We start from the raw sequence: 23,260 nt of genomic DNA on the forward strand, positions 1-23,260 counted from the left end.
TAACGGTAACAGTTACAAGTGAATGACATTAGTAGCAGAAGCTAACACTAAGCTGCAATTACCTGGTATAGCGGATGCAGCCACCTCAGGAGGGGTTCAATATGACGGCAAAAGCGGTTTTACATGAGAGCACACAGATTGGTCTTGTACAGATAAGAGTGAGTGACTTAGAGCGTTCACTCGCTTTTTATCAGAATGTGATTGGGCTTCAGGTTCTGCGCCGTCAGGGCCGGGAAGCAGTAATGACCGCTGACGGCCGTCAGGCGCTGCTGGTGCTGCGGGAGATTGAACGTCCTCAGCTGTTAAGCCGCAAGGGCGCCGGATTATACCACTTTGCCATTCTGCTGCCGGACCGCCCGAATCTTGGGCTGGTGCTGCGTAATCTGATTGCAGCGGATATCGAGATCGGTCAGGGCGACCATCTGGTGAGTGAGGCCCTGTATATTCAGGACCCGGACAATAACGGAATTGAGCTGTACCGTGACCGTCCCCGTGATACCTGGCAGCGGGATTCTGCCGGAGATGTTGTAATGACCACCGATCCGGTGGATGTAGATGGACTGCTCGCTGCTTCAGAAGGGCTAGCCTGGGAGGGCCTGCCGGCAGGTACTATTATCGGGCATGTGCATTTTCATGTGGGTGATCTTGCCGAGGCCAAGAAATTTTATGTGGATGCGCTCGGCTTTGAACCGACCACCCAATACGGGAGTTCCGCATTATTCATCTCGGCAGGCGGGTACCATCATCATATGGGCCTGAATGTCTGGGCAGGACAAGGTGCGCCGGCTACTCCGGCGAACGCTCCGGGCATTGATTACTTTACCCTGCAGCTGCCGGACGTACACGAAATAACAACAGTCGCAGAACGGGTTCGTGCTGCCGGCTATCCGGTTACGGAAACAGCGGACGGAGTAATTCTAACCGACCCTTGGAATATCGGTATTCACCTGACCGTGCAGCATCAGAAGAACTAATCGACCTGGAGGGATTAAGATGAAAATTGCAGTTATAGGAGCAGGCGGCAAGGCCGGAAGTGAAATAGTTAAGGAAGCGTTGGACAGAGGACATGAGGTGACTGCTATCGTACGCAGCGCTGCAAAAGTTACTGACAGCCGGGCAGCTGTATTGGAAAAGGATGTTTTTGACCTGTCCGCCGCTGATTTGCAGACCTTTGATGCTGTCGTAAATGCGTTCGGCGCGCCGTTCGGGCAGGAGCATCTGCATGTGGATGCCGGAAATGTGCTGATTAATGCGCTTAAGGATGCACCGGGGACACGCCTGCTCGTTGTCGGCGGAGCCGGCAGCCTGTTTGTAGATGAAGCCAAGACAACGAAGGTGGTGGATACACCGGGCTTCCCTGATTTTGTTAAGCCTACTGCACTGAACCAGGGGAAGAACCTGGAGATTCTGCAGGGTACTGAAGGCCTGAAGTGGACCTTTGTCAGTCCGTCCGCCAACTTTGCCGTCGGAGACAGAACAGGCTCTTACACCAAGGGCAAGGATCACCTGCTGGTCAACTCCAAAGGCGAAAGCTATGTAAGTTATGCGGATTACGCCATTGCCATTGTGGATGAGCTTGAGCAGCCGCAGCATATCGGAGAACGGTTCACGGTAGTTTCCGAGTCCTGATTCTGCTATGACGGGGGCTGCAACAAAAGAATTGCAAGAGGCATAACCGGATGATGCGGTCATGCCTCTTTTTGGGATATAATGATGAAAAAAAGATGTGGAATGGAGCTGGGCAGCTTGGAGACTTTTCTTGCGGTACTGTTAATGCTTGGACTCATTGCGGCATCTAACGTTGTGAACAGATTCATTCCGTTTGTGCCGGTTCCCCTGATTCAAATCGGGCTGGGGGTTATCGCCGCACTGGTTCCTACGGGAATACATATGCATTTTGAGCCTGAGCTTTTCTTTGTTTTGTTCATTGCCCCGCTGCTGTTCAATGACGGCAAGCGGACGCCGCGCGGGGAGCTGTGGAATCTGAGGGCACCGATTTTGCTGCTGGCGCTGGGCCTGGTGTTCGTAACGGTTGTGGTGGCCGGGTACGCAATTAACTGGATGATTCCATCGATACCGCTGGCGGCCGCTTTCGCATTGGCGGCGATCCTTTCGCCTACAGATGCGGTGGCAGTCAGCTCGCTGGCAGGAAGGGTGCATCTGCCTGGAAGTATTCACCGGATTCTGGAGGGAGAGTCACTGATGAATGACGCCTCCGGTCTGGTTGCCTTTAAGTTTGCCATTGCTGCAGCCGTTACCGGTGTGTTCTCATTGCCAAAGGCCGGGCTCAGCTTTATCATCATTGCAGCCGGAGGGCTGCTGGTTGGGGCGGTGCTGTCTTTTCTGCTGATCCGCTTAAGCGTATTCCTGCGCCGGTTCGGCATGGAGGATGTTACCATGCATGTGCTGCTGCAGATTCTCACTCCGTTTATTATTTATCTGATCAGTGAGGAGCTTGGGGTATCGGGCATTCTTGCCGTCGTTGCAGGAGGCGTGGTGTATGCCATTGAGAAGGACCGTGCCGCTTCGCCGCAGTATAAGCTGCAGCTCGTCTCTGCCAGCACCTGGTCTGTGCTGCTGTTTGTCCTGAACGGTCTCGTCTTTGTGATTCTGGGTGTTTCGGTGCCTGATGTGGTCGGGGTAATATACCGGGATGAGACGGTCAGTAATTTCATGGTATTCGGGTACGTTCTGATTATTACAGCCCTGCTGATCCTGCTGCGCTTTATCTGGGTGTATCTGTATTCTCTGATTGAAAGCCAAAGATTCAAGGAGCGGAGGACACCGCTCAAATCACTGGTCATTACTTCGATTTCAGGAGTCCGGGGAGCCGTTACGCTGGCAGGGGCATTTTCGATTCCGCTGGCCCTGGGAGACGGATCTCCGTTCCCGGAACGTGATCTTATAATCGCGCTGGCAGCAGGTGTTATTCTGATGTCACTGGTAATCGCCAGTATTCTGCTGCCGCTTCTTGCAGGCAAAGCCGAAGATACGGTTATCCAGACAGCAGGCGGAAGTACGGAGCTGGCGGCAAGATCTGTGGTTATTGACGCAGGCATGAGCATGCTGCGCAGTCTGGTCTCGGAGACGGGGGAGCGTATGAACCAGCCGGCTCTGCTGGAGTTCACCGACAAGATTGACCGCATCTGTGCGCTCCGGCAGGATAATGACCCTGCAGCTGAGCGGAAGCGCCGGCTGGGGGTTGAAGCAAGGCTTAGCGGACTTGAGGCGGAACGGACCGAGCTGCGGCGGATGACGGAGAACGGTACCATTCCGGCGCCCGTCGCGGTTAAGATGGAAGAAATGCTGGAACATACGGAATCCATTCTGTGCCAGCGGTTTGATACGCATGTGAAGTTCTCACTGACTGAGCTCCAGCGGTTGTTCTCCGGGTTATTCACCGGACGGCTGGGCGGTGCGGAGGGCAGGCAGGCTATCCAGAATGCCGAAGAAGCCCGTAAAGCAAAGATCGCCATGTGTCAGGCTGCAGTCAGTGCGGTGAGCAGCGGAATCAATGATGAGAACCGGGAGGCGGCACAGCGGGTTATCGATAAATATGAACGGATTGAATCACGGCTGGAGCAGGGTGAGGGCTGGAGCCAGGACGGGATTATTGACGACCAGAAGCTGGAGCTTAAGCTGAAGGCAATCCAGGAGCAGCGCGATACCGTACAGCAGATGTATCAGAACGGAGCGATCAATCTCAAGATTGCCGGCAGGCTGCGCCGGTTTGTGGATCAGCTGGAAACATCGATTTGGGAGGATTGACGGTGGGAAACAGGGGAACGGTGGCAGATGAACTGATTTTTGAACAAGCTAAGGAAGAGCATCTGGCCGGTGTGCTGGATATTTATAATTATTACGTGCTGAATACGACGGTATCGTTCCACACAGAGCCTCTGACTCTTGACGAGATGCGGAGCTCCGTGTTAAACAGCGATCCGCGCTTCAAATCCTATGCTATTAAGCAGGCAGGGAGCTTAGCGGGCTATGTCCTCATAACCAGGCATAAGAACAAGCAGGCTTATGATACTTCCGGAGAGATCAGTATTTATCTGAACCCGGACAGCAGCGGGCAGGGGATTGGCGGGCAGGCGCTGGCTTTCATTGAACGTGAGGCTGCAGCACTCGGCTTTCACGTTCTGGTCGCCACTGTCTGTGCAGATAATGAGCCAAGCCGCCGGCTGTTCACTAAGTACGGCTACGAACAAAGCGCCTTGTTCAGGCAAATCGGCCGCAAGTTCGGAAGATGGCTGGATATTGCCAGCTACCAGAAAATCATCGGACCGGCTAATGAATGAAACAGCTGACCTCTCCATAGGAAAGGCCGGCTGCGGCAAAGGAGCTTCTCCCTTGACCGCAGCCGGCCTTTTTCTGCATGCTGGCAAATCATTTCAGACCGGTGCCGCTAGGCTTTTTCCGGCGGAACATTTGACCCAGCACCTCGCTGAGCACAAGGCCTGTTGCAATTGCCCCGGATAACAGCAGCGCCTGCACACCGTATTGAATCGCCTGATTATTGTCATTCTCAACAAAATTACGCATGGCATCATAAGCCAGCCCCCCGGGAACCATCGGAATGATTCCGCCGACACTGAAGATGATGACAGGCATCTTATACGAGCGGGCGAACAGCTGGCTGATTACGCCGACTACAACCGTTGCAAGGAAGGTGGCGACCACGGTATCCAGCTGCGTCTCAAGCTCCAGATACAGAACCCAGCCGACCATCCCGGCAATCCCGCACTGCAGCAGCGCACGTGCCGGTGCATTGAACAGGATACAGAAGGCGGCAGCCGCGATAAAGCTGGTAACTAATTGCAAAATCATGAACGACAGACCTCTTTCACACCGTATATTTTTAGAATAGCGAGAGCACAAGCCCGATGCCGGTCCCGATGGCGAATGCAGTCAGGAAAGCGTCGGCTCCCTTGGACAGCCCGGATACCAGGTGGCCGGCCATCAGGTCACGGACTGCATTCGTAATCAGAAGTCCCGGGACAAGCGGCATGACCGAGCCGATGATGATCTTGTCCATTTCCTGGCCGATGCCTGTCTTAACCGAGAGGAAGGTGGTCAGACCGATCAGGAAGGAGGCAGAGAACTCGGCAAAAAACCGGATCTGGACAAGCCGGTGCAGATAGGTCGCGGCTGCAAAGCCAAGTGCGGATACCAGCAGGGCCGGAAGTGCATCCCACAGGCTGCCCTTGAACATGACAGTGAAGCATGCCCCGGTCAGGGCAGCTGCAACAATCTGCAGCCAGAGCGGATAGGCATGGGCGGCATCATCCACCTCCCCCAGGCGTTCGCGGGCTTCGGCTGCGGTAAGCTGGCGTTCGCTCAGCCGGCGTGAAATATCGTTAACGTCCGAGACCTTCTTCAGATCGGTGGTCCGTTCCGCAATCCGGAACAGCTTCACCGGCTCGGTCCGGCTCGTAGTAAACATAATAACCGTAGGAGTTACATAGCTGTGCGCCCCCGGAAAGCCGAGCGCTGCGGCCATACGGGACATTGTGTCCTCAACACGGTATGTTTCTGCGCCGCTCTGCAGCATAATTTTGCCGGCCAGCAGGCATAGATCGATAATGTCATGCGTGGAAGTATTGCTGTTATTGCTTGTGCTGTCCAACTTCGTTATATCCTCCCCTGAAATGTTATATATCCGATTGTCGCCGCAATTCACAAAAAGATCAACCATTATTAATGTCATTCTGCTAAAAGATAAAAATTAAACAAAATCGTTATCCGATAGACTGTTTATGGTTTCCTAATATTTCATGTTTATATTGAAAATATAGGAATGTTGTGATATCTTTTGAAATTATACCGGAATTTTTTGGTAAAGGGTTTGATAAAGGGGAGGATTTATTTGAAGGAGCTTATATTGAAGAATAAAAAGTTCGTTGCCATTACCCTGCTTTTAGTCGTACTAGCCTCAATAACCTCTACGATTACTCCTGTTATCATCCAGATTCTAAGTAGCCGGAAAACAGAGGCCGATACGGATATCTTCGGAATGGTTATTGCTGCAATGTTCATTTCCTTCGTGCTGCAGTTTGCTTTACTGATCTATAGACAGAACTATGCTGCAAAATTTAATACTGGGCATCTGTCGTCGCTTTTACATAAAATGTTTAAAATGAACTATGATGCGTACAGCAGGCTTGAGCCGACCTACCTGATTAACAGGATTTTTTCAGCTGTGGACACCGTGTATCTGTTCATGATTTCCAGCTTTGAAGGCTTGACCCGGGCGGGCTTTATCATTTTCTTTTCCCTTTTTCTGGCTTATTCTGTTCATTGGTCCATCTTTTTATGTCTGCTGATTCTTATACCTGTGAATTTTTTTGGCTTCCGGTTTATAAATAAAAGGCTTAAGCACAAAATGGAGGCACTGCAGCACGAAGGCGCCACGGCCAATAAGGATTTGGTAACTGCGCTGTCAAATGCCGATCATATCAAGCAGCTGCCCGATTTTACATTCTTGGAGAAGGCCCTGCTGCCTGGAATAGGGAAGATGTATCAGACGCTGGCCAATACCAATAAGTTTGCCCAGGGCGCAAGCTCGGTCATTGATTTTATAAACCAGCTCCTGCAAAATTTAATCTACGTAACGATCGCATACTCTATCACACAACAGCGCTTACCAGTGGGCAGTATAGTCATCATTGGTGTAGTATTGCCTCTGTTTTTTAACTCTTTAAGAGAGCTGACCCAGGTCAATCTGAATCTGAAAACACTGGAGGCTGCTATTGATTTTGTTAAAAGCGATCTGGATTCCAATATAGAGGCTGACGGCGCAGTACCCGTTACAACAATTGAGTCCATTACGTTTGAGCAGCCGGAATTTAAGCTAGGGAATATGGAGTTCGGCTATCCCCTTCAGGAACACATAAGCAGAGGCCAGGTCGTGTATCTTCGAGGTCCCTCGGGTTCCGGTAAATCATCCTTACTGAAGCTTTTGCTGAAATTCCGGGCCGGAAGTGGAATCACAATCAATGACATGCCGATACATACGGTTAGTAACAGCTCTTTAAGATCAAGAATTGCCTATCTCGCTCAAAACACGGCCATCCTGTCAAAAAGCCTGGAGGAGAATATCGGTTTCGGTGAACGGCTGACCCCTGAACAGAAGAAGATTATTGAACAATCCGGTGTGATCGGACCCATTTTAAAATTAAAGGCTTGGGACACTTTGCTTACAGAGAACGGGGCTAATTTATCAGGGGGCGAGAAGCAGAGGATTGCCATTGCCAGAATGCTGCTGAAGGATGCGGATGTCTATATTTTGGATGAAAGCACAAGCAGCATTGACCAGACCTCATCGGATGACATTTTTAATGCACTGCTGGCTATGGCAAAGGATAAAATAGTAATATATACTTCTCATGACAGTGATACTGTTAAATATGCAACGGGTACGATTTCATTAGAGGCGGAGAATATCAATGATGAAAAGCTATTGGACGGTCGAGGAGCTGGCCAAGGAATTACAGGTGACCACCAGAACGATCAGAAATTATATGAAATCCGGTGAGCTTTCAGGTGCAAAGGTCGGCGGGCAATGGCGGTTTACCTTAAGTGATATCCGGAAGCTTACCGGGGATACAGGGCTAAATAACCCGTTTACCGATTTCACCGAAAACTTTAATAACCCCGGGACCTTTCAGCAATCCCTGTTGGCGTTCAACATTCCTGTAAAAAGCCAAGCGGAGCTTGAAGCGGTCAGGGATCAAATTATTGAGCAATACAATCAGGTGTATTCGGGACAGGACCGGAGGTTCTATTATGAGCTGCTGTCGCCTGATTATTTCAGGGTGGTTCTATCCGGAAACAGGAAATATACTTTGAATTTCGGTTCATGGATTGAAGAAAGATTTTATTAGGACTGCTTATAAAGTAAGGATTGGCCTGTCATTTATTGTCTAACGTACATAACCCTGTAGCAATGCCGCCGGAGAAGATCGTCAGGATAGAGTGGAAAAAGGTTTCCTTGGAGATCAGCACACCGCCGGCGCCGATAATCAGGGTATCGCTCAGAAAAATAATAACCCCTACATTCAGCGGAATGTACCGTTTCATGAACTTGGCCAGCAGATCCGTGCCGCCTGTACTGGCTTTGAAGCGCAGCATCAGACCAAGCCCGGTACCCATCAGGAAGCCGCCGATGATCGCACTTGAGATGGAGCCGATTTCAATATAGTAAAGAAAATAATACTGTAGCGGTCCCAGCAGCTCAATCAGCAGTGAGGAGGCAAGCAGCCCGATTATGCTGTTGTAAAAAATATCCCGTTCTTTTAGCCAGGCGAGCAGGAAAATGGGAAGGCTGCAGCAGACAATAGCCAGTCCGATGTTGATGCCGCTTGTGTAATTGAGGATCAGGGCAATGCCGATTACGCCGCCATCCAGTATTTTGTAGGGGACCAGAAAAAAGTTGGTTGCGGCTGCTATGAGCAGGCTTCCCAGCAGGATGACTGCAAAACGTAATAATGGACGCATATTCAACAACTCCAGAATTAAGGCATGTCTTAATAGATATGCTCGAAACTGGAAAAAAATAGCTGGCAGCAAAAAATCCTGCTTGCGCAGGATTATCGGGTGTGGCGGTCATCCTTTTCAGACTAGCGCAGGCTCACGGTGCTTAAGCTGAAGAGGCGGCGGCACCAGCCAGCCCTTCTTCTTATTTAAGTGGAGCAGTGCAAGCCCCAGTGCGGCCATTTGCGCATGGAATTTCATGTACATGGGGCCGAGATCCTCGCGGATCGATATTCCCGCGGCCTGGCTGCATACCACCATTCCGGCTGCAGCAGAGGAGGATAAGGCTGCGGCAATTTCCTGATCTGTAAATCTGGCTCCGGCCGGGATGTCATCAAGCTTTGCCGATGGACGGTCGGGCAGCTCCGGAGGCGCCATGAAGCCGTTCGACCTCAGCAGCTTGTCGCAAGCTTTGATTTCCCGGTGCACCTGATCGATGAAGTCATCAATAATGACCTTGAGGTCTCTATCTCCGGCATGGTAACGGTAGGCCTGAAAAGCGGATAAGGCCATTTTGGCTGAAGCAGTAAATTGCCACAGGCCATAAATTTCCCCGTAATGAAGCGGCTCGTCCTTGGGGCTGCCGCCCAGCACTCCTGACATATGAACATCTCCTTATATTATAGAATTAGGAACGTGGAGTTAGGTTGTCCGGCATAGCTTGTTTTATTCAGAACCATTAGGAACGAAGCTGAAAGGACTTGCAGACACACCTAAAAACCATTATATTAATAGTAATAATTACGAATAAACAGATTATTTAATAAAGCAGGTGAACGGCGCAGATGGACTATACATACAAAGTACTGGAGAGTGACTTGGATCTCCTGGCTGCAGCATTATCGGAGATACCGGTGGCAGTAGCCGTTAAGGAATATGAGGATGATATTCTGGAGGATGGCGCCCGGATCAGGCAATACACGCCTAACTCCGTAAGCATACGCGGTTTATCGTACAGCCGGGAGCTGTATGAATTCCGTGCTTATCCGCTGAACACGGGCAGATGACAAGCTGCTGGTCTGAAAATACCCCAAGCCGCCGCAATGCACTTATTGCCGGCTTGGGGTATTTGGCATGTCTGTTAACGGGAGTACCGCTTGCGGAAACGCAGCGGGGATATCCCCACCTTGCCGGTGAAGCGCCGGGAAAAGTAGGCTGTGCTCTCAAAGCCTGTCTGTTCTGCTATATCCGCTATGGATTTTTCAGTCTTCAGCAGCAGCAGCTTAGCCTGCTCCAGACGGTAGTCTGTCAAATATTCCATTGGGGTCAGCCCGTACACCCGCTTCATACAGCGGGCCAGATAGTTGTAATGAAAGTGCAGCTCCTCTGCCAGAAGGCTGTTAGTCAGCGCTTCAGCATAATGATTACGGATATAGGCCTCCGTCTGCTCGGCGATTTCCACGGCATGGCTGCCTGCGGCGTCCTGCTGGGCCAGATCCGTCATCCGCAGCATCTCCTCAAAAATCCGCTGCTGCTGCCATACCGCACCGGACCGTCTGACTCCATTCAGCTGGAGCAGCAGCTCCGCCTGGCCGCTCCGCATGAACGGGTCAGGCAGGGGGCCAAACTGCGGGATACGGATTGTATAGGGGTGTGTAAGGAACTCCCGGAAGTGGGCATCACGGTCAGCATAGACGGGCTCCCCTTCAGCCTCAGCCCACTCCGCGACAGTGTGAAAATGAACCCAGAAGAAGGAGGTCACCGTCTCACAGGGCTTCGCTGAATAGTGATAGCGGTCAGGCAGCAGCAGCAGGCTGTGTCCGGCGGGGACGGCCCACTGCTTATGCTCCTCTCCGATGTACAGGCAGCCTTCCTCCACAAATATCAGGTCAAACTTGCCCATAGCCCTGCGGTTGGGATGCTGGTCTCCGGGCTGATAGACGGTGCGGCCGCATTCCAGAAAATAAGGGAACGGCGGCGCAGCCAAGTGAATATAGGAGGGTGGAAAGGTCATGTGCAGGCTCCTCTTCTGTTGTGTGAAATAGTACAAAAACAGGGTTGCTTCTGTTCCTGTTTTTGTTTCATTTTACCGCCTATAATAGCAATTAGCGAGGAGAAATTCACTGCGGAGGGAAGAATAAAATGAACAAAATTACACAGACAAGAGCAACACTTCCGGGTACCACCGAAATTAAAGATGAATTCTGGGGCCGTTATATCAGGCTTGTACAGGATGTCGTGATCCCTTATCAATATGAAGCGCTGCATGACCGTGTGCCCGAAGCGGAGCCGAGCCATGCGATTGCCAATTTTGAAATCGCTGCCGGAAGAAAGAACGGTGAATTTAAGGGCTGGGTATTCCAGGACAGCGACGTGGCAAAATGGCTGGAGGCGGTCGGCTACTCCCTGAGTATTAAGCAGGATCCTGAGCTGGAGCGCCGGGCGGATGAGGTTATTGAGCTGGTCGGGGAAGCACAGCAGGCAGACGGTTATCTGGATACGTATTTTATTATAAAAGAACCGGGCAACCGCTGGACCAATCTGCAGGACTGCCATGAGCTCTATTGCGCCGGCCATTTCATCGAGGCAGCGGTGGCATACTACGAAGCGACCGGTAAGGATAAGCTGCTGAATATTGTCCGCCGGCTGGTTGATCATATTGCAGACGTCTTTGGGCCGGAAGAGGGCAAGCTTAAGGGCTATGACGGCCACCAGGAGATCGAGCTGGCGCTGGTGAAGCTGTACCGGCTGACCGGGGAGCAGAAATATCTTCAGCTTAGCAGCTTTTTCATCGACCAGCGCGGACAGGAACCGAATTTCCTCCATCAAGAATGGGAGGACCGGGGACAGGTTACACACTGGAGCGGCAAAACGGATAAGACCGATCTGGCTTATCTTCAGGCGCATCTGCCGGTACGTGAGCAGAGTGTAGCGGTAGGCCATTCCGTCCGCGCTGTCTATATGTATACTGCAATGGCAGATTTAGCGGCGCTTACCGGCGATGCCGGGCTGCGTGAGGCCTGCGAACGGCTGTGGCTTAATATGACGCAGAAGCAGATGTATATTACCGGAGGGATTGGCTCGACCCATCACGGTGAAGCCTTCACCTTTGATTATGACCTGCCTAACGATACTGTCTATGCTGAGACATGCGCTTCGATCGGGCTGATCTTTTTTGCAAAGCGGATGCTGGAGCTTACTCCTGATGCCAAATATGCGGATGTGATGGAACGGGCGCTGTATAACAATGTACTTGGCTCTATGGCCCAGGACGGCAAGCATTACTTCTATGTTAACCCCCTGGAGGTATGGCCGCAGGCCTGCTCCTGCAATCCGGGCAAGCATCATGTAAAAGCAGAGCGCCAGGGGTGGTTCGGCTGCGCCTGCTGCCCTCCGAACGTGGCGCGTCTGCTCACTTCCCTGAACCAGTATATCTATACGGTGCATGGAGATACCCTGTATACGAATCTGTATATTGGCAGTGAATCTGTCTTTACACTTGGCGGACAGGAGGTTACCGTCAGCCAGCAGAACAATTACCCGTGGGAGGGCAAGGTGCAGTTTAAGGTTGTGCCGGCTGCGGCTGCTGAATTTGGCCTTGCGGTGCGGATTCCTGTCTGGAGCACGGGGGCGGTGCTTACGGTCAACGGAGAAGCTGTGGATATTGCTTCTGTTCTTGAGCAAGGTTATGCCGTTATCCGCCGCACCTGGAACGCCGGGGATGTCATTGAGCTTAGCCTCCCTATGACAGCAGGCCGTGTCTACGCCCATCCGCAGCTGCGTGCCGATGCCGGACAGACAGCCATTCAGCGGGGGCCGCTGGTCTACTGTCTGGAGGAGGCGGATAACGGAGCAACACTCAGCTCCATTTCCCTGGATGACGCAGGAGCGTTTACCGAAAGCTTTGATAAGTCGCTGCTCGGCGGAGCTGTTGTCGTGAAGACAGATGGTTTCCGTGTAGATGAGGCAGGCTGGAACGGCGGTTTGTACGGCAGCACGAAGGCCGGCGTTAAGCCTGTCGAGGTTACGGCGATCCCGTATTACATGTGGGGCAACCGCGGCAGCGGTGAGATGAAGGTGTGGGTCCGGGATTAATGACTGGAAGCTATGTCCTGATGCTGCCTGTCTAATGAAATAAGATGGCCCCTCAGCGTCGGCTGCGGGCAGCAACTTTTAGAGCGGCATTGGCGTCTCATAAGTATCCGGGAATAAGGAGGATAACTTATGAGACGTTTTTCTATGCTGGGAATGATGGGAATGCTGCTGCTGGCAGGCTGCGGAGACAACGGTCAGCCGGGCGGTGCAGGCGGACAGGCTGCTGAAGCAACGGCGCAGCCGGAGGCTGCCATCCAGGTGACTGCTGCGCCTCAGGCAGCGGCTGAAGCTGAAGAATATAAGCGAGAGATTGCCTTTGATATTGACGACATATCTGATCCTGTCGTAAATGATGAGATTAAAGCGAGCCTGAAAGAGGCGCTTGAGGGGATTGTCAATGAGGACCTGGAGCAGTTCAACCGTGCGTTTACAACGCCGGAGCTGGCCAAGGCCAATGAGTATGGCTTCAAGTCCGGAGGCGGTATTATTTTCACCGGAGTGGATTATATCTTCAGCCAGCCGGATGGAAGAGTAGTAATGAACGTGAATTACAACTGGCTTACCGCAGACGGTGAAGAGAGGGCGGACAGCCCGAATTACTGGTTCATGCAGAGCAAGGAAGGCAAGTGGGGACTGGTTACTATAGACTGATATGACGGGGAGCGAACGCTTGTGAAGCGGCTATCAGCTATCATGACTAAGGTGTTTAGCTGCACTTTGTACACTTAAACGTACTGAAAATCTCTGAATTAGGCTATCCGGCCTGTTTTAATTGCACGGAATACACTTAAAGCGCACAAAGGTAGCTATTTACCGGATTTAGTTGCATAAACTGCAGTTAAACCGGCTTACCCGACGTTACTCCCGGCAACATTAAACTCCCAGCCATTCTGAACCCGGCAGCCCTACACATAAAGAACCCGGTTACTCCGCATCAGCGGATAACCGGGTTCTTTTACATCCAAAAGCCTACGTCCGCCTAAGCGGCCTCAGCAGCTAATTAGCCAAGCTCAACTACAACTTTGTGTACAGCGCCGTCGCCGACCGGGGTAATGATGTTGCCTTCAACAGCAGCACCGTCGAGAGTCAGGCTGGCAACGCCCTTGGACACATGGTTCGGGTTCTTGATGGTGATGACATAAGTGTCCCCGCGGAAGACGCGGGTGATTTCGAAGCCGTCCCACTCGGAAGGGATACAAGGATCAACCTTCAGACCGGCAAAGTCAGCCTGAATACCGAGAATCGACTGGGTAATCGCTACATAGTTCCATGCAGCTGTACCTGTCAGCCAGGAGTTCTTCGCTTCACCGTGACGCACAGCGTCTTTACCGGCGATCATCTGGGAGTACACATAAGGCTCCATACGGTGTACTTCGCTGATGTCCTCCAGGTAGGCCGGAGCGATTTTTTTTGTAAATTTCGAACGCTCTGTCCCCGTGTCCAAGCACGGTTTCGGCGATCATGATCCACGGGTTGTTGTGGCAGAAAATACCCGCATTTTCCTTGTAGCCCGGAGGGTACGTGGAAATTTCACCAAGGTTCAGATAGTACTTGGAGTACGCTGGCTGCTGCAATACGATACCGTATTCAGTATCCAGGTGCTCTTCTACAGATGTCAGAGCCTTGGCTGCCTGGCCGCCTTCAACACCGATGCCGGCCATAACGCAGATACCCTGCGGCTCGATGAAGATTTTGCCTTCTTCATTTTCGTTGCTGCCGATCTTATCGCCGTAGTGGTCGTAAGCACGCAGGAACCAGTCTCCGTCGAAGCCGTGAGTCAGCGTGATTTCACGCATGTTTTCGATCTTGGCAACAGCATCTGCAGCTACATCGTCAAGTCCGCGCATGCGGCAGATTTCTGCATAGTCCGGTCCAACGAAGACGAACAAACCAGCGATAAATACGGATTCCGCTGTACCGCCTGCGATGTTCTCGGTAGTCTGGAATGATTCGCCAGGAACGGTGGAGAAGCAGTTCAGGTTGAGGCAGTCATTCCAGTCCGCGCGGCCGATCAGCGGCAGGCCGTGTGGTCCGAGATTGTTGGTAACATGCTCAAAGGACAGCTTCAAGTGCTCAAACAGGGTAGCAGTATGGTCCGGATTGCTGTCAAATGGAACCTGCTCATCAAGAATCGAATAATCGCCGGTTTCCTTAATATAGGCAGCAGTTCCCGAGATCAGCCAGAGCGGATCATCATTGAAGCCGGAGCCGACTTCGTTGTTGCCCTTTTTGGTAAGCGGCTGGTACTGGTGATATGCGCTGCCGTCAGGGAACTGGGTAGCAGCGATGTCGAGAATACGTTCTCTGGCACGCTCAGGAATCTGGTGTACGAAGCCGAGCAGATCCTGGTTGGAATCGCGGAAGCCCATACCGCGGCCGATCCCGGATTCAAAGTAGGAAGCGGAACGGGACATGTTGAACGTAACCATACACTGGTACGGATTCCAGATGTTAACCATCCGGTTCAGCTTGTCGTCACCGCTCTGGATCTGGTATTTGGACAGCAGGTTATCCCAGTGTGCAGCCAGAACAGCAAGTGCAGCGTCAACCTGCTCGTCTGTGGCGAACTGGTCGATAACAGCCTGTGCCGGTTTTTTGTTGATGACATTCAGTGCTTCCCATTTCTCATCTTCTGGATTCTCGATGTAGCCGAGAACGAAGATGAAGGACTGCTGTTCACCCGGTTCGAGCGTAATATCCAGAGCGTGGGAGCCGATTGGCGACCAGCCGGAGGCTACGGAATTGTTAGCCTGTCCGGAAGCGACCACCTCAGGGTTGTCCAGTCCGTTGAACATGCCGAGGAAGGATTCACGGTCAGTGTCGAAGCCGGCCAGCGGTTTATTTACAGAATAGAAAGCGTAGTGGTCTCTGCGCTCACGGTATTCGGTTTTGTGATAGATAACGGAATCCTTGACTTCAACCTCACCAATGCTCAGGTTGCGCTGGAAGTTGGTCATATCATCATGGGCATTCCACAGACAGAACTCGGCAAAGGAGAACAGCTTAACTGTTTTCTTCACGTCGCCAGTGTTCTTAACGATGAGGCGGTGTACTTCGGCATTGTGGCCCATCGGTACAAAAGCAAGCTGGTTAACGGAGATACCGTTGCGCTCACCAGTAATGGAAGTGTAGCCAAGACCGTGGCGGCACTCGTAGAAATCGAGGTCACGCTTAACCGGCATCCAGCCCGGAGTCCAGAAATCACCATCATCATGCAGGTAGTAGTAGCGGCCGCCGTTGTCCAGCGGAATATTGTTATACCGGTAACGGGTAAGTCTTCTCATGCGTGCATCACGGTAGAAGGTGTAACCGCCGGCAGTATTGGAAATAAGACCGAAAAATTGCTCGTTACCGAGGTAGTTGATCCATGGATAAGGTGTTTTTGGGGTGTTGATTACGTACTCTTTGCGAGTGTCGTCAAAAGTTCCGAATTTCATTTAGGAGAGTCTCCTTTCGATTGTGAACGCGCGTTTACGGGAGTCAGAAAAAATTCCCTCGGGGCAAAGGGAGTTTCTCTTGAAGTATAGTTCTCGCAGAGACGGAACCCCTCCTGTTTTGGAAGGCGAAGCCGTCTCTGCTTGCTGATTAGGTTGCCTTCGGCGGCTGACAGGAATCTCTTTCGACCAGCCGGGCCGGAAAGCTGATGGTGCTGAAGGTTGGCTGCTGTGAATCGCAGAGCTCGATGACCTTCTCGACGGCAGCCTTGGACATTTCATAAATCGGCAGGCGCACAGAGGTCAGCTTGGGATGAATGCGGGCAGCAAGCTGCACATCATCAAATCCGGCAATCGAGATGTCCTCAGGCACGGAGATGCCGTGCTCGGCGAGCGCTTCCATGGCCGAAATCGCCATATCGTCATTGGAGGAGAAGAAAGCGGTCGGCAGCGTATTACCCGAAGCAATCAGCTGTTTAACCTCTTCATAAGCCTTTTCCTTCAAAAAATCGCCCTGCAGGACAAACTGTTCATTGGGAATGAGCCCGTGGCGCTTCAGCGTATCCGCATAGGCCATGTAGCGTTCCCTGCCGGAGTAAGTGTTCATCCGTCCGCAGATCATGCCGATTTCCTTGTGGCCAAGTCCGATCAGATGCTCAATGGCTTCGACCGTGCCCTCATAATCCTTGGAGTTAACAATAGCCAGATGATTGCGGTCCAGATGCTCTGCCATGATCTCTGAAATATCATAATCGATCAGCACAAGCGGGGAGTCCAGCCCCACCATTTCCCGCACAATATCAATATCCTTCTGGGTGCCGACGATGATACCGCCGTCAATCCGTTTCTGCAGGAATGCCTGCTTGACCTTCAGGAAATCATCGGGGGAGTAGACGGTGTGGATCAGCACATAACAGCCTCTGGCATTCGCCGTGTCGACTACGGCATCGACGAACGGTGCAAAGTAGTTATTCTGGTAGATCCGGGTCGTGTTCTCCTTCTCGTTCATGCTGATGGCAAAAAGCCCGATCGTATCGGTCTTCTTGCCGGCCAGAGCCCGGGCAAAGCTGTTGGGCTCATACTGATGCTGCTCAATAACCTTCAGTACCTTGGCCCGCGTCTCTTCAGGGACATTGGAATAATTGTTGATCACGCGGGACACCGTGCTTCGGGACACCCCTGCGAGCCTCGCTATATCTTCGCTGCGCATATTGCCCCCTTTTTGCTTGTAAACGCGCGTTTATGAGTTCATTGTAAAATATAATGTCCCGGAAATCAATCCTCTTTTAACAATTCTCTTTTTGAAAAACTGGTGAACAGAAGCTGCTATAATAGAATAGATTTATTATAAAGAGAGAAATAGAAGCAGAACTAAAAACAAACGGGTCAGGTGATGAAGTGACTGTGCTGTCAATAAGACAATTGGAAAGCTATACGGAACACTCTGTTGTATTTCCCGCATTTACAATGGAGGTTTCCCGGCAGGAAGCGGTTGCGCTGCATACGGGAATGAACGCACGGGCTGTGCTCCTCGGCATTCTTACAGGCAAATTGCCTGTGGCTGAAGGGGAAATCAGAATTAACGGCCATACATATACCGGACATATCCGGCAGGCGGTGCCTGAGACTGGTTTTTTGCTGCTGGAGCAGGGGGAATACACCAGATTAACGGTAAAAGAGAACCTGCGCTTTTACAGCAAGCTGTATGGCTACGGCCGTCCGGTCGAGGAGGTAATGCGGATGGTCAGGCTTGATGCCAAAGCAGGTGTGCGTTTATCCGCCCTGAGCCACTCTGAGCGGAAACGTGTGCAGTATGCCCGGCTGATTATCCAGGACCCGCAGCTGCTCGTCTGTGAGGAGCCGGACCAGAATGTCGATAACGAAACAAAGCTTGTGTTCAGGCGGCTTGTGCAGCAGCTGTGCGACAGCGGGAAAGCGGTACTTATTCTGACCGGTAACATGGAGACTGCGCTCAGTATAACTAACCGGGTGTACCGGCTGGATGAAAAGGGACTACAGAGTTTTGATATCCAAGGTGAAGAGGACCAGGCTGAAGAATTAGCCGAAGCTGAGCTGGACCTTTTAGTGATAGCAGAGGAAGAAGCAGCCGAGGAGATAGAGCAGACGCTTCAGCTGTTCCGTTTTGAGAAAATACCGACCCGCATGAACGACAAAATCATTCTGTTCAATCCGCCGGAAATTGATTATGTCGAAAGCAGTGACGGTCAGACCCAGCTTTCAATCGGCGGTGAGCTTTATCCGACTGCTTTTAAAATTAATGAGCTGGAGGAGCGTCTGCATTCCTACGGATTTTTCCGCTGCCACCGTTCCTATCTCGTTAATCTCCAGAAGGTCCGTGAGGTGATCACGTTTACCCGCAACAGCTATAGTCTCGTACTCGATGATGCGGCGAAAACCTCGGTGCCCTTATCCAAGACCAAAATGGCCGAATTAAAGGAAATGATGGGCCTGAAATAGCTCCATTCAGGGATACATATGCTCCATTCACGCTCTTTTGTGCTCCATTCACGGTGATTTTAATGCGCTGCTGCGGCATTTGCCGTACGATTTGGACATAGACAGCACAAGACGGAGGATGAGCAGGAGATGGAGAATATTATTGAAGTCACTTCATTACAGAAAGCATTCGGGTCTTCCCAGGCGCTGAAGGATGTCACGTTCAGTGTGAAAAGAGGAGAGATATTCGGGTTCCTCGGTCCCAGCGGTTCAGGCAAGACGACTACTATTAAAATCCTGACAGCACAGCTGAGGCCGACATCCGGAAGCGCGTATGCCTTTGGTGTAAGCACTGAGCAGCTGAAGTCTGAGGCCTACCGGCAAAAGGTTGGCATCGTCACAGACAACACGGCCCTGTACGGCAGGCTGAATGTCTACGATAATCTGAAGCTGTATTGCGATCTTTACGGCGTGCCGTATCAAAGAATCGCTGAGGTGCTCCAGATGGTTAATCTGGCGGGTGAAGAAAAGAAGACTGTATCCAAGCTGTCGAAAGGGATGCTGCAGCGGGTTATTCTGGCAAGGGCATTCCTGCACGAGCCTGAGCTGCTGTTCCTGGACGAGCCGACTTCGGCGCTAGATCCGGTCAATACAAAGCATATTCATGAAGGGCTGCTTCTATTAAAGGAGAAGGGCACGACGATTTTCCTGACGACACATGACATGAATGAGGCAGAGGCGTTATGCGACCGGGTTGCGTTCCTGAACAGCGGGGAAATCCGGCTCCTGGACAGCCCCAAAAAGCTGCGCCAGCAGCGGGGGGAGCCCACTCTGACAGTCGAGCTGGCCGACGGCAGCATGGTCATTGTCCCGAAGGGGCCTGAAGGCGCGGACCAGATGTTCCGTTATATGAGCACGAACCAGCTTGTATCCGTGCAATCGAATCATCCGACACTTGGCGATATATTTGTAGAAGTGACAGGGAGGAAGCTGGCATGACATTTTCAACGAGAAGAATAATTGCTATTTTGCAAAAGGATTATAAGGACTTGTCCCGCAATTTGTTCGTATCCACCACATTAATTATGCCGCTCCTGATGGCTGTTTTATTCGGCCGCATGGGGATTGTAGGCATTGCTTCTCATTATTTGATCATTAATTTGGGCTTCATCCTGGTAGGGGCTTATGTCCAGTCCTCCCTGATTGCGGAAGAGAAGGAAAAGAACACACTGCGCGGACTGATGCTGTCTCCGGCCAGTACACTAGAAATCTTTTGCGGAAAAAGCCTGCTGAGCTTTATCGCCACAGCTGTTGTTGTTGCCGGATCAATCTGGCTCAGCGGCTATAATCCCCGGAATATGGCTGTAATTGCTATTGCGCTCGTGTTATCCGCGGTGTTCTATGTTGGACTAGGTACGCTGATCGGTTTGTTTACCAAATCGGTTATGGAGGCCTCTGTAGTTATCGTTCCGATTATGTTCATCTTCAGCTCCGGCTCCTTCCTCACTCCGTTTATCGAGAAATATCCGGTACTGGCTGTGGTAGAATATATGCCGAACCTTCAATTGCTGGAGCTGGCGAACCGTGTAGAGGCTGGTGCCGGCCTGGGTGATGTTATGCTGCATCTGCTGGTCATCCTGGCTTGGGTACTGGTGATACATGCAGTTGCTGCCTATGTGTATAAGAAGCGGATGGTGGATGAATAAGGCTCATAAAGATTAACAGAGGGACAGCCTGTGAACCGTTTTAAAGGTTACGGCTGTCTCTGTTTGCTGCTATGTGAAGTTAAATAGTTGAGTTTGTATAAAAAATCCGCTGAGAAAGTGCATTGAAACTTCAGACAAGCATGCTAGTATTGACAATATGATTATTGAGAATGATAATCAATCACATCAATGTCGGGAGTGGAGAGTTCAATGGTAAAACGGGGTCGGAAATATATCTGGACAGCAATGCTCCTAATGTTAATGGCAGTACTGGCTGCCTGCGGAAGCAATGATAATGCAGCCAGCGGAAATGCCGCACAGACAGAGAATGCGGCAGAGACTGCAGCAAGCAATGCGCCGGACAGCAATACAAGCAGTGAAGCAGAAATGCGTACTATTACCGGGGAATTCGGTGATGTTGAGATTCCGGTGCATCCGCAGCGGGTTGCCGGTATCTATGTAGAGGATTATCTGAAGGCACTGGGTATTACACCGGTGGTGCAATGGTATCATCCGAGCTGGGGCAAGCAGGATTATCTCGGACTGGATGTTCCGGAATTTGATATAACCGGCAGTATGGAGGCGCTTCTGGACCAGAATCCGGATCTGATCATTCTGGACGGCGGTGCTGACAAGACAGCTTACGAGAACTACTCTAAGGTGGCACCAGTTTACCGGCTGCCTGAGGCGGTACTGCAGGACTCCAGGCTGATGCTCGCTGCAATAGCTGATGCTCTGGGTATTCCGGAAAAAGCCGAGAGCGTGCTGACTGAGTATGACGCAAAATTAGTGGACGGTAAAGCCAAGCTGCAGCAGGCAATCGGCCAGGAAAAGGTAGCAGTAATCCGGCTCAATGTAGCTGATAAGTCATTTGCCTTATTCGGGGTCAAAAACCGTTATACCGGGGTAATCTATGATCAGTTCGGACTAACTCCTGTTGATATGGCAGCAGAGATGACGGACTACCAGTCGATTATCTCTGAAGAGGTGATTCCGGAGCTGGGCGCTGATCATTTCATTGTGTTCCTCGATAACGGGGACTGGGACACCCCTGAGAATCAGGATGCCCTGAGCATTCTGGACGGGCCGCTTTGGAAGAACATTCCGGCAGTGAAGAACGGAAATATTTACAAAATGGAACGTTCACACTGGCAGTCCGGGGCCATTACCGCCAATTCCATGAAGCTTGACGATCTGCTTAAGGCGATAGTTAAATAGTTCATTACTTTGGCTTTGGCAGCAAATATTGAAGAAGGTCTATCAGCATGGTTGATAGGCCTTCTTTTTTGTTTTACACTGGATTAATGAAAATGATTCTCAGTCAGGAGGCGGAGCAATGGAAGAAAGGGCATATGAAGGTACGTCCCCGTACAGACTGTTATACAGTCTAAACAGCATAGAGACATTAGCACAGTCCATGTCTGACAACAGGCAAACCGGTTATTTTCCGGTTCCGGCTCTTATTATAGTAACAGACGGGCAGGGCTGGGTTGAAGCAGACGGACAGCGTTACCCGCTGGATAAGGGTGCCGGATTCCAGTTTGAACGCGGAGCCTTAGACCGGATTAGTGCCGGGGAGCAGGGCTTGAGCTTTTACCGGCTTCATTTTGAAGTGCTTGCTGCCGGTGACAACGGGGGGCTTGGAATGCAAAGCCTGCCTGACGACGGGCTGCTGCAGCCCGGTCCGTTACAGTGCCGTCCGTTCCCGCAAATCAATATGCTGCTGGAATCGATTCATCAGAGCCTTAGAAGCACAGAGCGTATAGAACATTTTGCCGCCCAGAGCCGGTTCCAGGAACTGCTGCTGCTGCTCATGCGTGCTAATCCCTGTGCAGCTGTGCCTGAGGATGAGCGGGCGGCGGTTCAACGCTCTATACAATATATGCAGGAGCATTTCAATGAAACGGTAACGGTTGACGGCCTGGCGGAGATTGCCGGCCTGGGCCGCAGCCGCTTTACCAGGCTGTTCAAGGAACAGACCGGCCAGATTCCGCTGGAGTACCTTAACGGACTGCGGATTGAACGCGCACAGCAGCAGCTGCTGATGAGTAAAGACAGGCTGCATGAGATTGCTCTGGCGGTGGGCTACAGCAATGAGTATTATTTCAGCCGCCGTTTTAAGGGGAGCGTCGGGGTTACACCGGGCAAATACAGAAGCCTCTACCAGGAGGGGACACGGATATTCGCCCCGTTTCTGGAGGATTATCTGCTGGCCCTGGGCATCACGCCTGTTGCGCAGTACTGTCATGCAGATTGGGGCAAGCAGGATTACCTTGGGCTTCACCAGATTCCGGCGTTTGATATTTCCACCGGCGACTGGCAGGGGCTGTCCCGTTATACGCCGGAGCTGATTATGCTTGATGACGGCTTTCAGCGCTGGCATCTCGAGGAATGCAGTCAGGTAGCGCCATTGCTCAAGCTTCCGTTTCATCAGGAGAACTGGCGTGCCACCCTGCGTTCAGCGGCAGCGATTTTCGGCCGGTCCGGAAGCGTTCAGGAGGTTATTGGCAGTTATGAGGACAAGGCGCGTGCAGCCAGGCAGCGGCTCAGCCGCTTAGCAGGTACGCAGACTGTAGCAGTGCTCCGTATCTCTTCCGCCGGCATTATGCTGTACGGATGTGACGGGCTGGGCTATACAGGTGGTGTGCTGCACAGCGACCTCGGGCTGCAGCCGCATCCGCTGGTCCGTCAGCTGTGCCGGGGGCAGAAGCAGGTGAATCTCAGCCTGGAGGCCCTCGCACAGCTGACGGCAGATCATCTGTTCATTACCTTTGACCGCCAGATGGGGGAAGGCCGGGAGCTGCTTGAAAGTCCGCTCTGGCGCAGCCTGCCTGCTGTGCGCAGCGGCTGCGTATACGAGATGGATTTTATGGCCTGGATGAATTATGGCGTGATGGCGCACCGGCGCAAAATAGAGGATGTGTTGCAGGTTCTGGCGTGAGGCTGATTCTCGAAGGAGATACCTGACATAGCAAATAACAATTAATAGGAATATGACTAATGATAATGCTTTCATAGAAAATGAAGGTTATTCTTTATTTGGAACTAATAGGTAATCAACTGGAGGTTTCATATTAACCATTCTATGGAGGT

General features: G+C 51.6%; 20 protein-coding genes and 1 pseudogene. 14 read left to right on the forward strand and 7 right to left on the reverse strand.

Annotated features, from left to right (window positions below; translation table 11 throughout):
• The first annotated feature begins 101 nt into the window (after positions 1-101).
• From R70723_RS12630 to R70723_RS12645, 4 genes are all read left to right on the forward strand, one after another.
• A complete protein-coding gene (locus R70723_RS12630) occupies positions 102-974 on the forward strand; it encodes a VOC family protein (RefSeq protein WP_039872445.1) in 873 nt (290 codons plus the stop codon).
• A 19-nt stretch (positions 975-993) separates the two neighbouring features.
• Positions 994-1,629: an NAD(P)-dependent oxidoreductase gene (locus tag R70723_RS12635; protein WP_039872446.1), complete on the forward strand. Its 636-nt coding sequence runs from the start codon at positions 994-996 to the stop codon at positions 1,627-1,629.
• Between the two features lie 117 nt (positions 1,630-1,746).
• Complete coding sequence (locus R70723_RS12640) at positions 1,747-3,768, forward strand: Na+/H+ antiporter (protein ID WP_039878677.1); 2,022 nt, start codon at positions 1,747-1,749, stop codon at positions 3,766-3,768.
• 2 nt (positions 3,769-3,770) lie between these two features.
• A complete protein-coding gene (locus R70723_RS12645; protein WP_081957363.1) occupies positions 3,771-4,301 on the forward strand; it encodes a GNAT family N-acetyltransferase in 531 nt (176 codons plus the stop codon).
• Between the two features lie 88 nt (positions 4,302-4,389).
• Here the strand turns inward: R70723_RS12645 and R70723_RS12650 are convergent, their stop codons facing one another.
• Positions 4,390-4,830, reverse strand: a complete 441-nt coding sequence (locus R70723_RS12650) for a threonine/serine exporter family protein (protein WP_039872448.1) — start codon at positions 4,828-4,830, stop codon at positions 4,390-4,392.
• 31 nt (positions 4,831-4,861) lie between these two features.
• Positions 4,862-5,629, reverse strand: a complete 768-nt coding sequence (locus tag R70723_RS12655) for a threonine/serine exporter family protein (RefSeq protein WP_039872450.1) — start codon at positions 5,627-5,629, stop codon at positions 4,862-4,864.
• Between the two features lie 255 nt (positions 5,630-5,884).
• Here R70723_RS12655 and R70723_RS12660 point away from each other — a divergent pair, with 255 nt between their 5' ends.
• A complete protein-coding gene (locus tag R70723_RS12660) occupies positions 5,885-7,537 on the forward strand; it encodes an ATP-binding cassette domain-containing protein (protein WP_197071803.1) in 1,653 nt (550 codons plus the stop codon).
• Complete coding sequence (locus R70723_RS12665) at positions 7,449-7,886, forward strand: helix-turn-helix domain-containing protein (RefSeq protein ID WP_081957365.1); 438 nt, start codon at positions 7,449-7,451, stop codon at positions 7,884-7,886. The genes R70723_RS12660 and R70723_RS12665 overlap by 89 nt, the downstream gene beginning before the upstream one ends.
• A gap of 28 nt (positions 7,887-7,914) precedes the next feature.
• Here R70723_RS12665 and R70723_RS12670 read toward each other — a convergent pair whose 3' ends face one another.
• Entirely contained in the window at positions 7,915-8,499 is a 585-nt protein-coding gene (locus tag R70723_RS12670; RefSeq protein ID WP_039872455.1) for a YitT family protein, read from the reverse strand.
• Positions 8,500-8,616: 117 nt separating this feature from the next.
• Positions 8,617-9,138, reverse strand: coding sequence for a DUF3231 family protein (locus R70723_RS12675; RefSeq protein WP_039872458.1), 522 nt, complete (start codon positions 9,136-9,138; stop codon positions 8,617-8,619).
• A 182-nt stretch (positions 9,139-9,320) separates the two neighbouring features.
• Between R70723_RS12675 and R70723_RS12680 the strand changes: the two genes are divergently transcribed.
• On the forward strand, positions 9,321-9,542 hold the full coding sequence (locus R70723_RS12680) for a hypothetical protein (protein WP_039872459.1): 222 nt from the start codon (positions 9,321-9,323) through the stop codon (positions 9,540-9,542).
• 74 nt (positions 9,543-9,616) lie between these two features.
• Here the strand turns inward: R70723_RS12680 and R70723_RS12685 are convergent, their stop codons facing one another.
• Positions 9,617-10,489, reverse strand: a complete 873-nt coding sequence (locus R70723_RS12685; RefSeq protein WP_039872460.1) for a helix-turn-helix transcriptional regulator — start codon at positions 10,487-10,489, stop codon at positions 9,617-9,619.
• Positions 10,490-10,617: 128 nt separating this feature from the next.
• Here R70723_RS12685 and R70723_RS12690 point away from each other — a divergent pair, with 128 nt between their 5' ends.
• Positions 10,618-12,570, forward strand: a complete 1,953-nt coding sequence (locus R70723_RS12690; protein WP_039872461.1) for a glycoside hydrolase family 127 protein — start codon at positions 10,618-10,620, stop codon at positions 12,568-12,570.
• Between the two features lie 129 nt (positions 12,571-12,699).
• Entirely contained in the window at positions 12,700-13,221 is a 522-nt protein-coding gene (locus R70723_RS12695; protein WP_039872462.1) for a hypothetical protein, read from the forward strand.
• Positions 13,222-13,570: 349 nt separating this feature from the next.
• On the opposite strand, the pseudogene R70723_RS31575 reads toward R70723_RS12695, so the two are convergent.
• Positions 13,571-16,007, reverse strand: a pseudogene (locus R70723_RS31575) (GH36-type glycosyl hydrolase domain-containing protein).
• Positions 16,008-16,155: 148 nt separating this feature from the next.
• A complete protein-coding gene (locus tag R70723_RS12705; protein ID WP_039872465.1) occupies positions 16,156-17,214 on the reverse strand; it encodes a LacI family DNA-binding transcriptional regulator in 1,059 nt (352 codons plus the stop codon).
• 194 nt (positions 17,215-17,408) lie between these two features.
• Between R70723_RS12705 and R70723_RS12710 the strand changes: the two genes are divergently transcribed.
• The 5 genes from R70723_RS12710 to R70723_RS12730 all read left to right on the forward strand — a co-directional run bounded on the left by R70723_RS12710 (position 17,409) and on the right by R70723_RS12730 (position 23,108).
• A complete protein-coding gene (locus R70723_RS12710; protein ID WP_231574878.1) occupies positions 17,409-18,482 on the forward strand; it encodes a LytTR family transcriptional regulator DNA-binding domain-containing protein in 1,074 nt (357 codons plus the stop codon).
• 129 nt (positions 18,483-18,611) lie between these two features.
• A complete protein-coding gene (locus R70723_RS12715) occupies positions 18,612-19,460 on the forward strand; it encodes an ABC transporter ATP-binding protein (protein ID WP_039872470.1) in 849 nt (282 codons plus the stop codon).
• Positions 19,457-20,167, forward strand: coding sequence for an ABC transporter permease (locus R70723_RS12720; RefSeq protein WP_039872473.1), 711 nt, complete (start codon positions 19,457-19,459; stop codon positions 20,165-20,167). The genes R70723_RS12715 and R70723_RS12720 overlap by 4 nt, the downstream gene beginning before the upstream one ends.
• Positions 20,168-20,377: 210 nt before the next feature.
• Positions 20,378-21,385, forward strand: coding sequence for an ABC transporter substrate-binding protein (locus R70723_RS12725; RefSeq protein ID WP_039872476.1), 1,008 nt, complete (start codon positions 20,378-20,380; stop codon positions 21,383-21,385).
• A 118-nt stretch (positions 21,386-21,503) separates the two neighbouring features.
• The gene (locus R70723_RS12730; RefSeq protein WP_039872478.1) at positions 21,504-23,108 is read left to right on the forward strand and encodes a helix-turn-helix domain-containing protein; all 1,605 of its coding nucleotides are present in this window, start codon (positions 21,504-21,506) and stop codon (positions 23,106-23,108) included.
• Positions 23,109-23,260 lie beyond the last annotated feature (152 nt).

This window comes from Paenibacillus sp. FSL R7-0273, assembly GCF_000758625.1.
Taxonomy (GTDB): domain Bacteria; phylum Bacillota; class Bacilli; order Paenibacillales; family Paenibacillaceae; genus Paenibacillus_AQ.

Excerpts from the sequence above, each read along its gene's own strand:
- R70723_RS12730 (WP_039872478.1), top strand. The coding sequence starts at position 21,504 with ATGGAAGAAAGGGCATATGAAGGTACGTCCCCGTACAGACTGTTATAC.
- R70723_RS12705 (WP_039872465.1), bottom strand. The coding sequence starts at position 17,214 with ATGCGCAGCGAAGATATAGCGAGGCTCGCAGGGGTGTCCCGAAGCACG.
- R70723_RS12630 (WP_039872445.1), top strand. The coding sequence starts at position 102 with ATGACGGCAAAAGCGGTTTTACATGAGAGCACACAGATTGGTCTTGTA.
- R70723_RS12665 (WP_081957365.1), top strand. The coding sequence starts at position 7,449 with ATGATGAAAAGCTATTGGACGGTCGAGGAGCTGGCCAAGGAATTACAG.
- R70723_RS12695 (WP_039872462.1), top strand. The coding sequence starts at position 12,700 with ATGAGACGTTTTTCTATGCTGGGAATGATGGGAATGCTGCTGCTGGCA.
- R70723_RS12680 (WP_039872459.1), top strand. The coding sequence starts at position 9,321 with ATGGACTATACATACAAAGTACTGGAGAGTGACTTGGATCTCCTGGCT.
- R70723_RS12635 (WP_039872446.1), top strand. The coding sequence starts at position 994 with ATGAAAATTGCAGTTATAGGAGCAGGCGGCAAGGCCGGAAGTGAAATA.
- R70723_RS12715 (WP_039872470.1), top strand. The coding sequence starts at position 18,612 with ATGGAGAATATTATTGAAGTCACTTCATTACAGAAAGCATTCGGGTCT.
- R70723_RS12685 (WP_039872460.1), bottom strand. The coding sequence starts at position 10,489 with ATGACCTTTCCACCCTCCTATATTCACTTGGCTGCGCCGCCGTTCCCT.
- R70723_RS12725 (WP_039872476.1), top strand. The coding sequence starts at position 20,378 with ATGGTAAAACGGGGTCGGAAATATATCTGGACAGCAATGCTCCTAATG.
- R70723_RS12670 (WP_039872455.1), bottom strand. The coding sequence starts at position 8,499 with ATGCGTCCATTATTACGTTTTGCAGTCATCCTGCTGGGAAGCCTGCTC.
- R70723_RS12675 (WP_039872458.1), bottom strand. The coding sequence starts at position 9,138 with ATGTCAGGAGTGCTGGGCGGCAGCCCCAAGGACGAGCCGCTTCATTAC.
- R70723_RS12650 (WP_039872448.1), bottom strand. The coding sequence starts at position 4,830 with ATGATTTTGCAATTAGTTACCAGCTTTATCGCGGCTGCCGCCTTCTGT.
- R70723_RS12690 (WP_039872461.1), top strand. The coding sequence starts at position 10,618 with ATGAACAAAATTACACAGACAAGAGCAACACTTCCGGGTACCACCGAA.
- R70723_RS12720 (WP_039872473.1), top strand. The coding sequence starts at position 19,457 with ATGACATTTTCAACGAGAAGAATAATTGCTATTTTGCAAAAGGATTAT.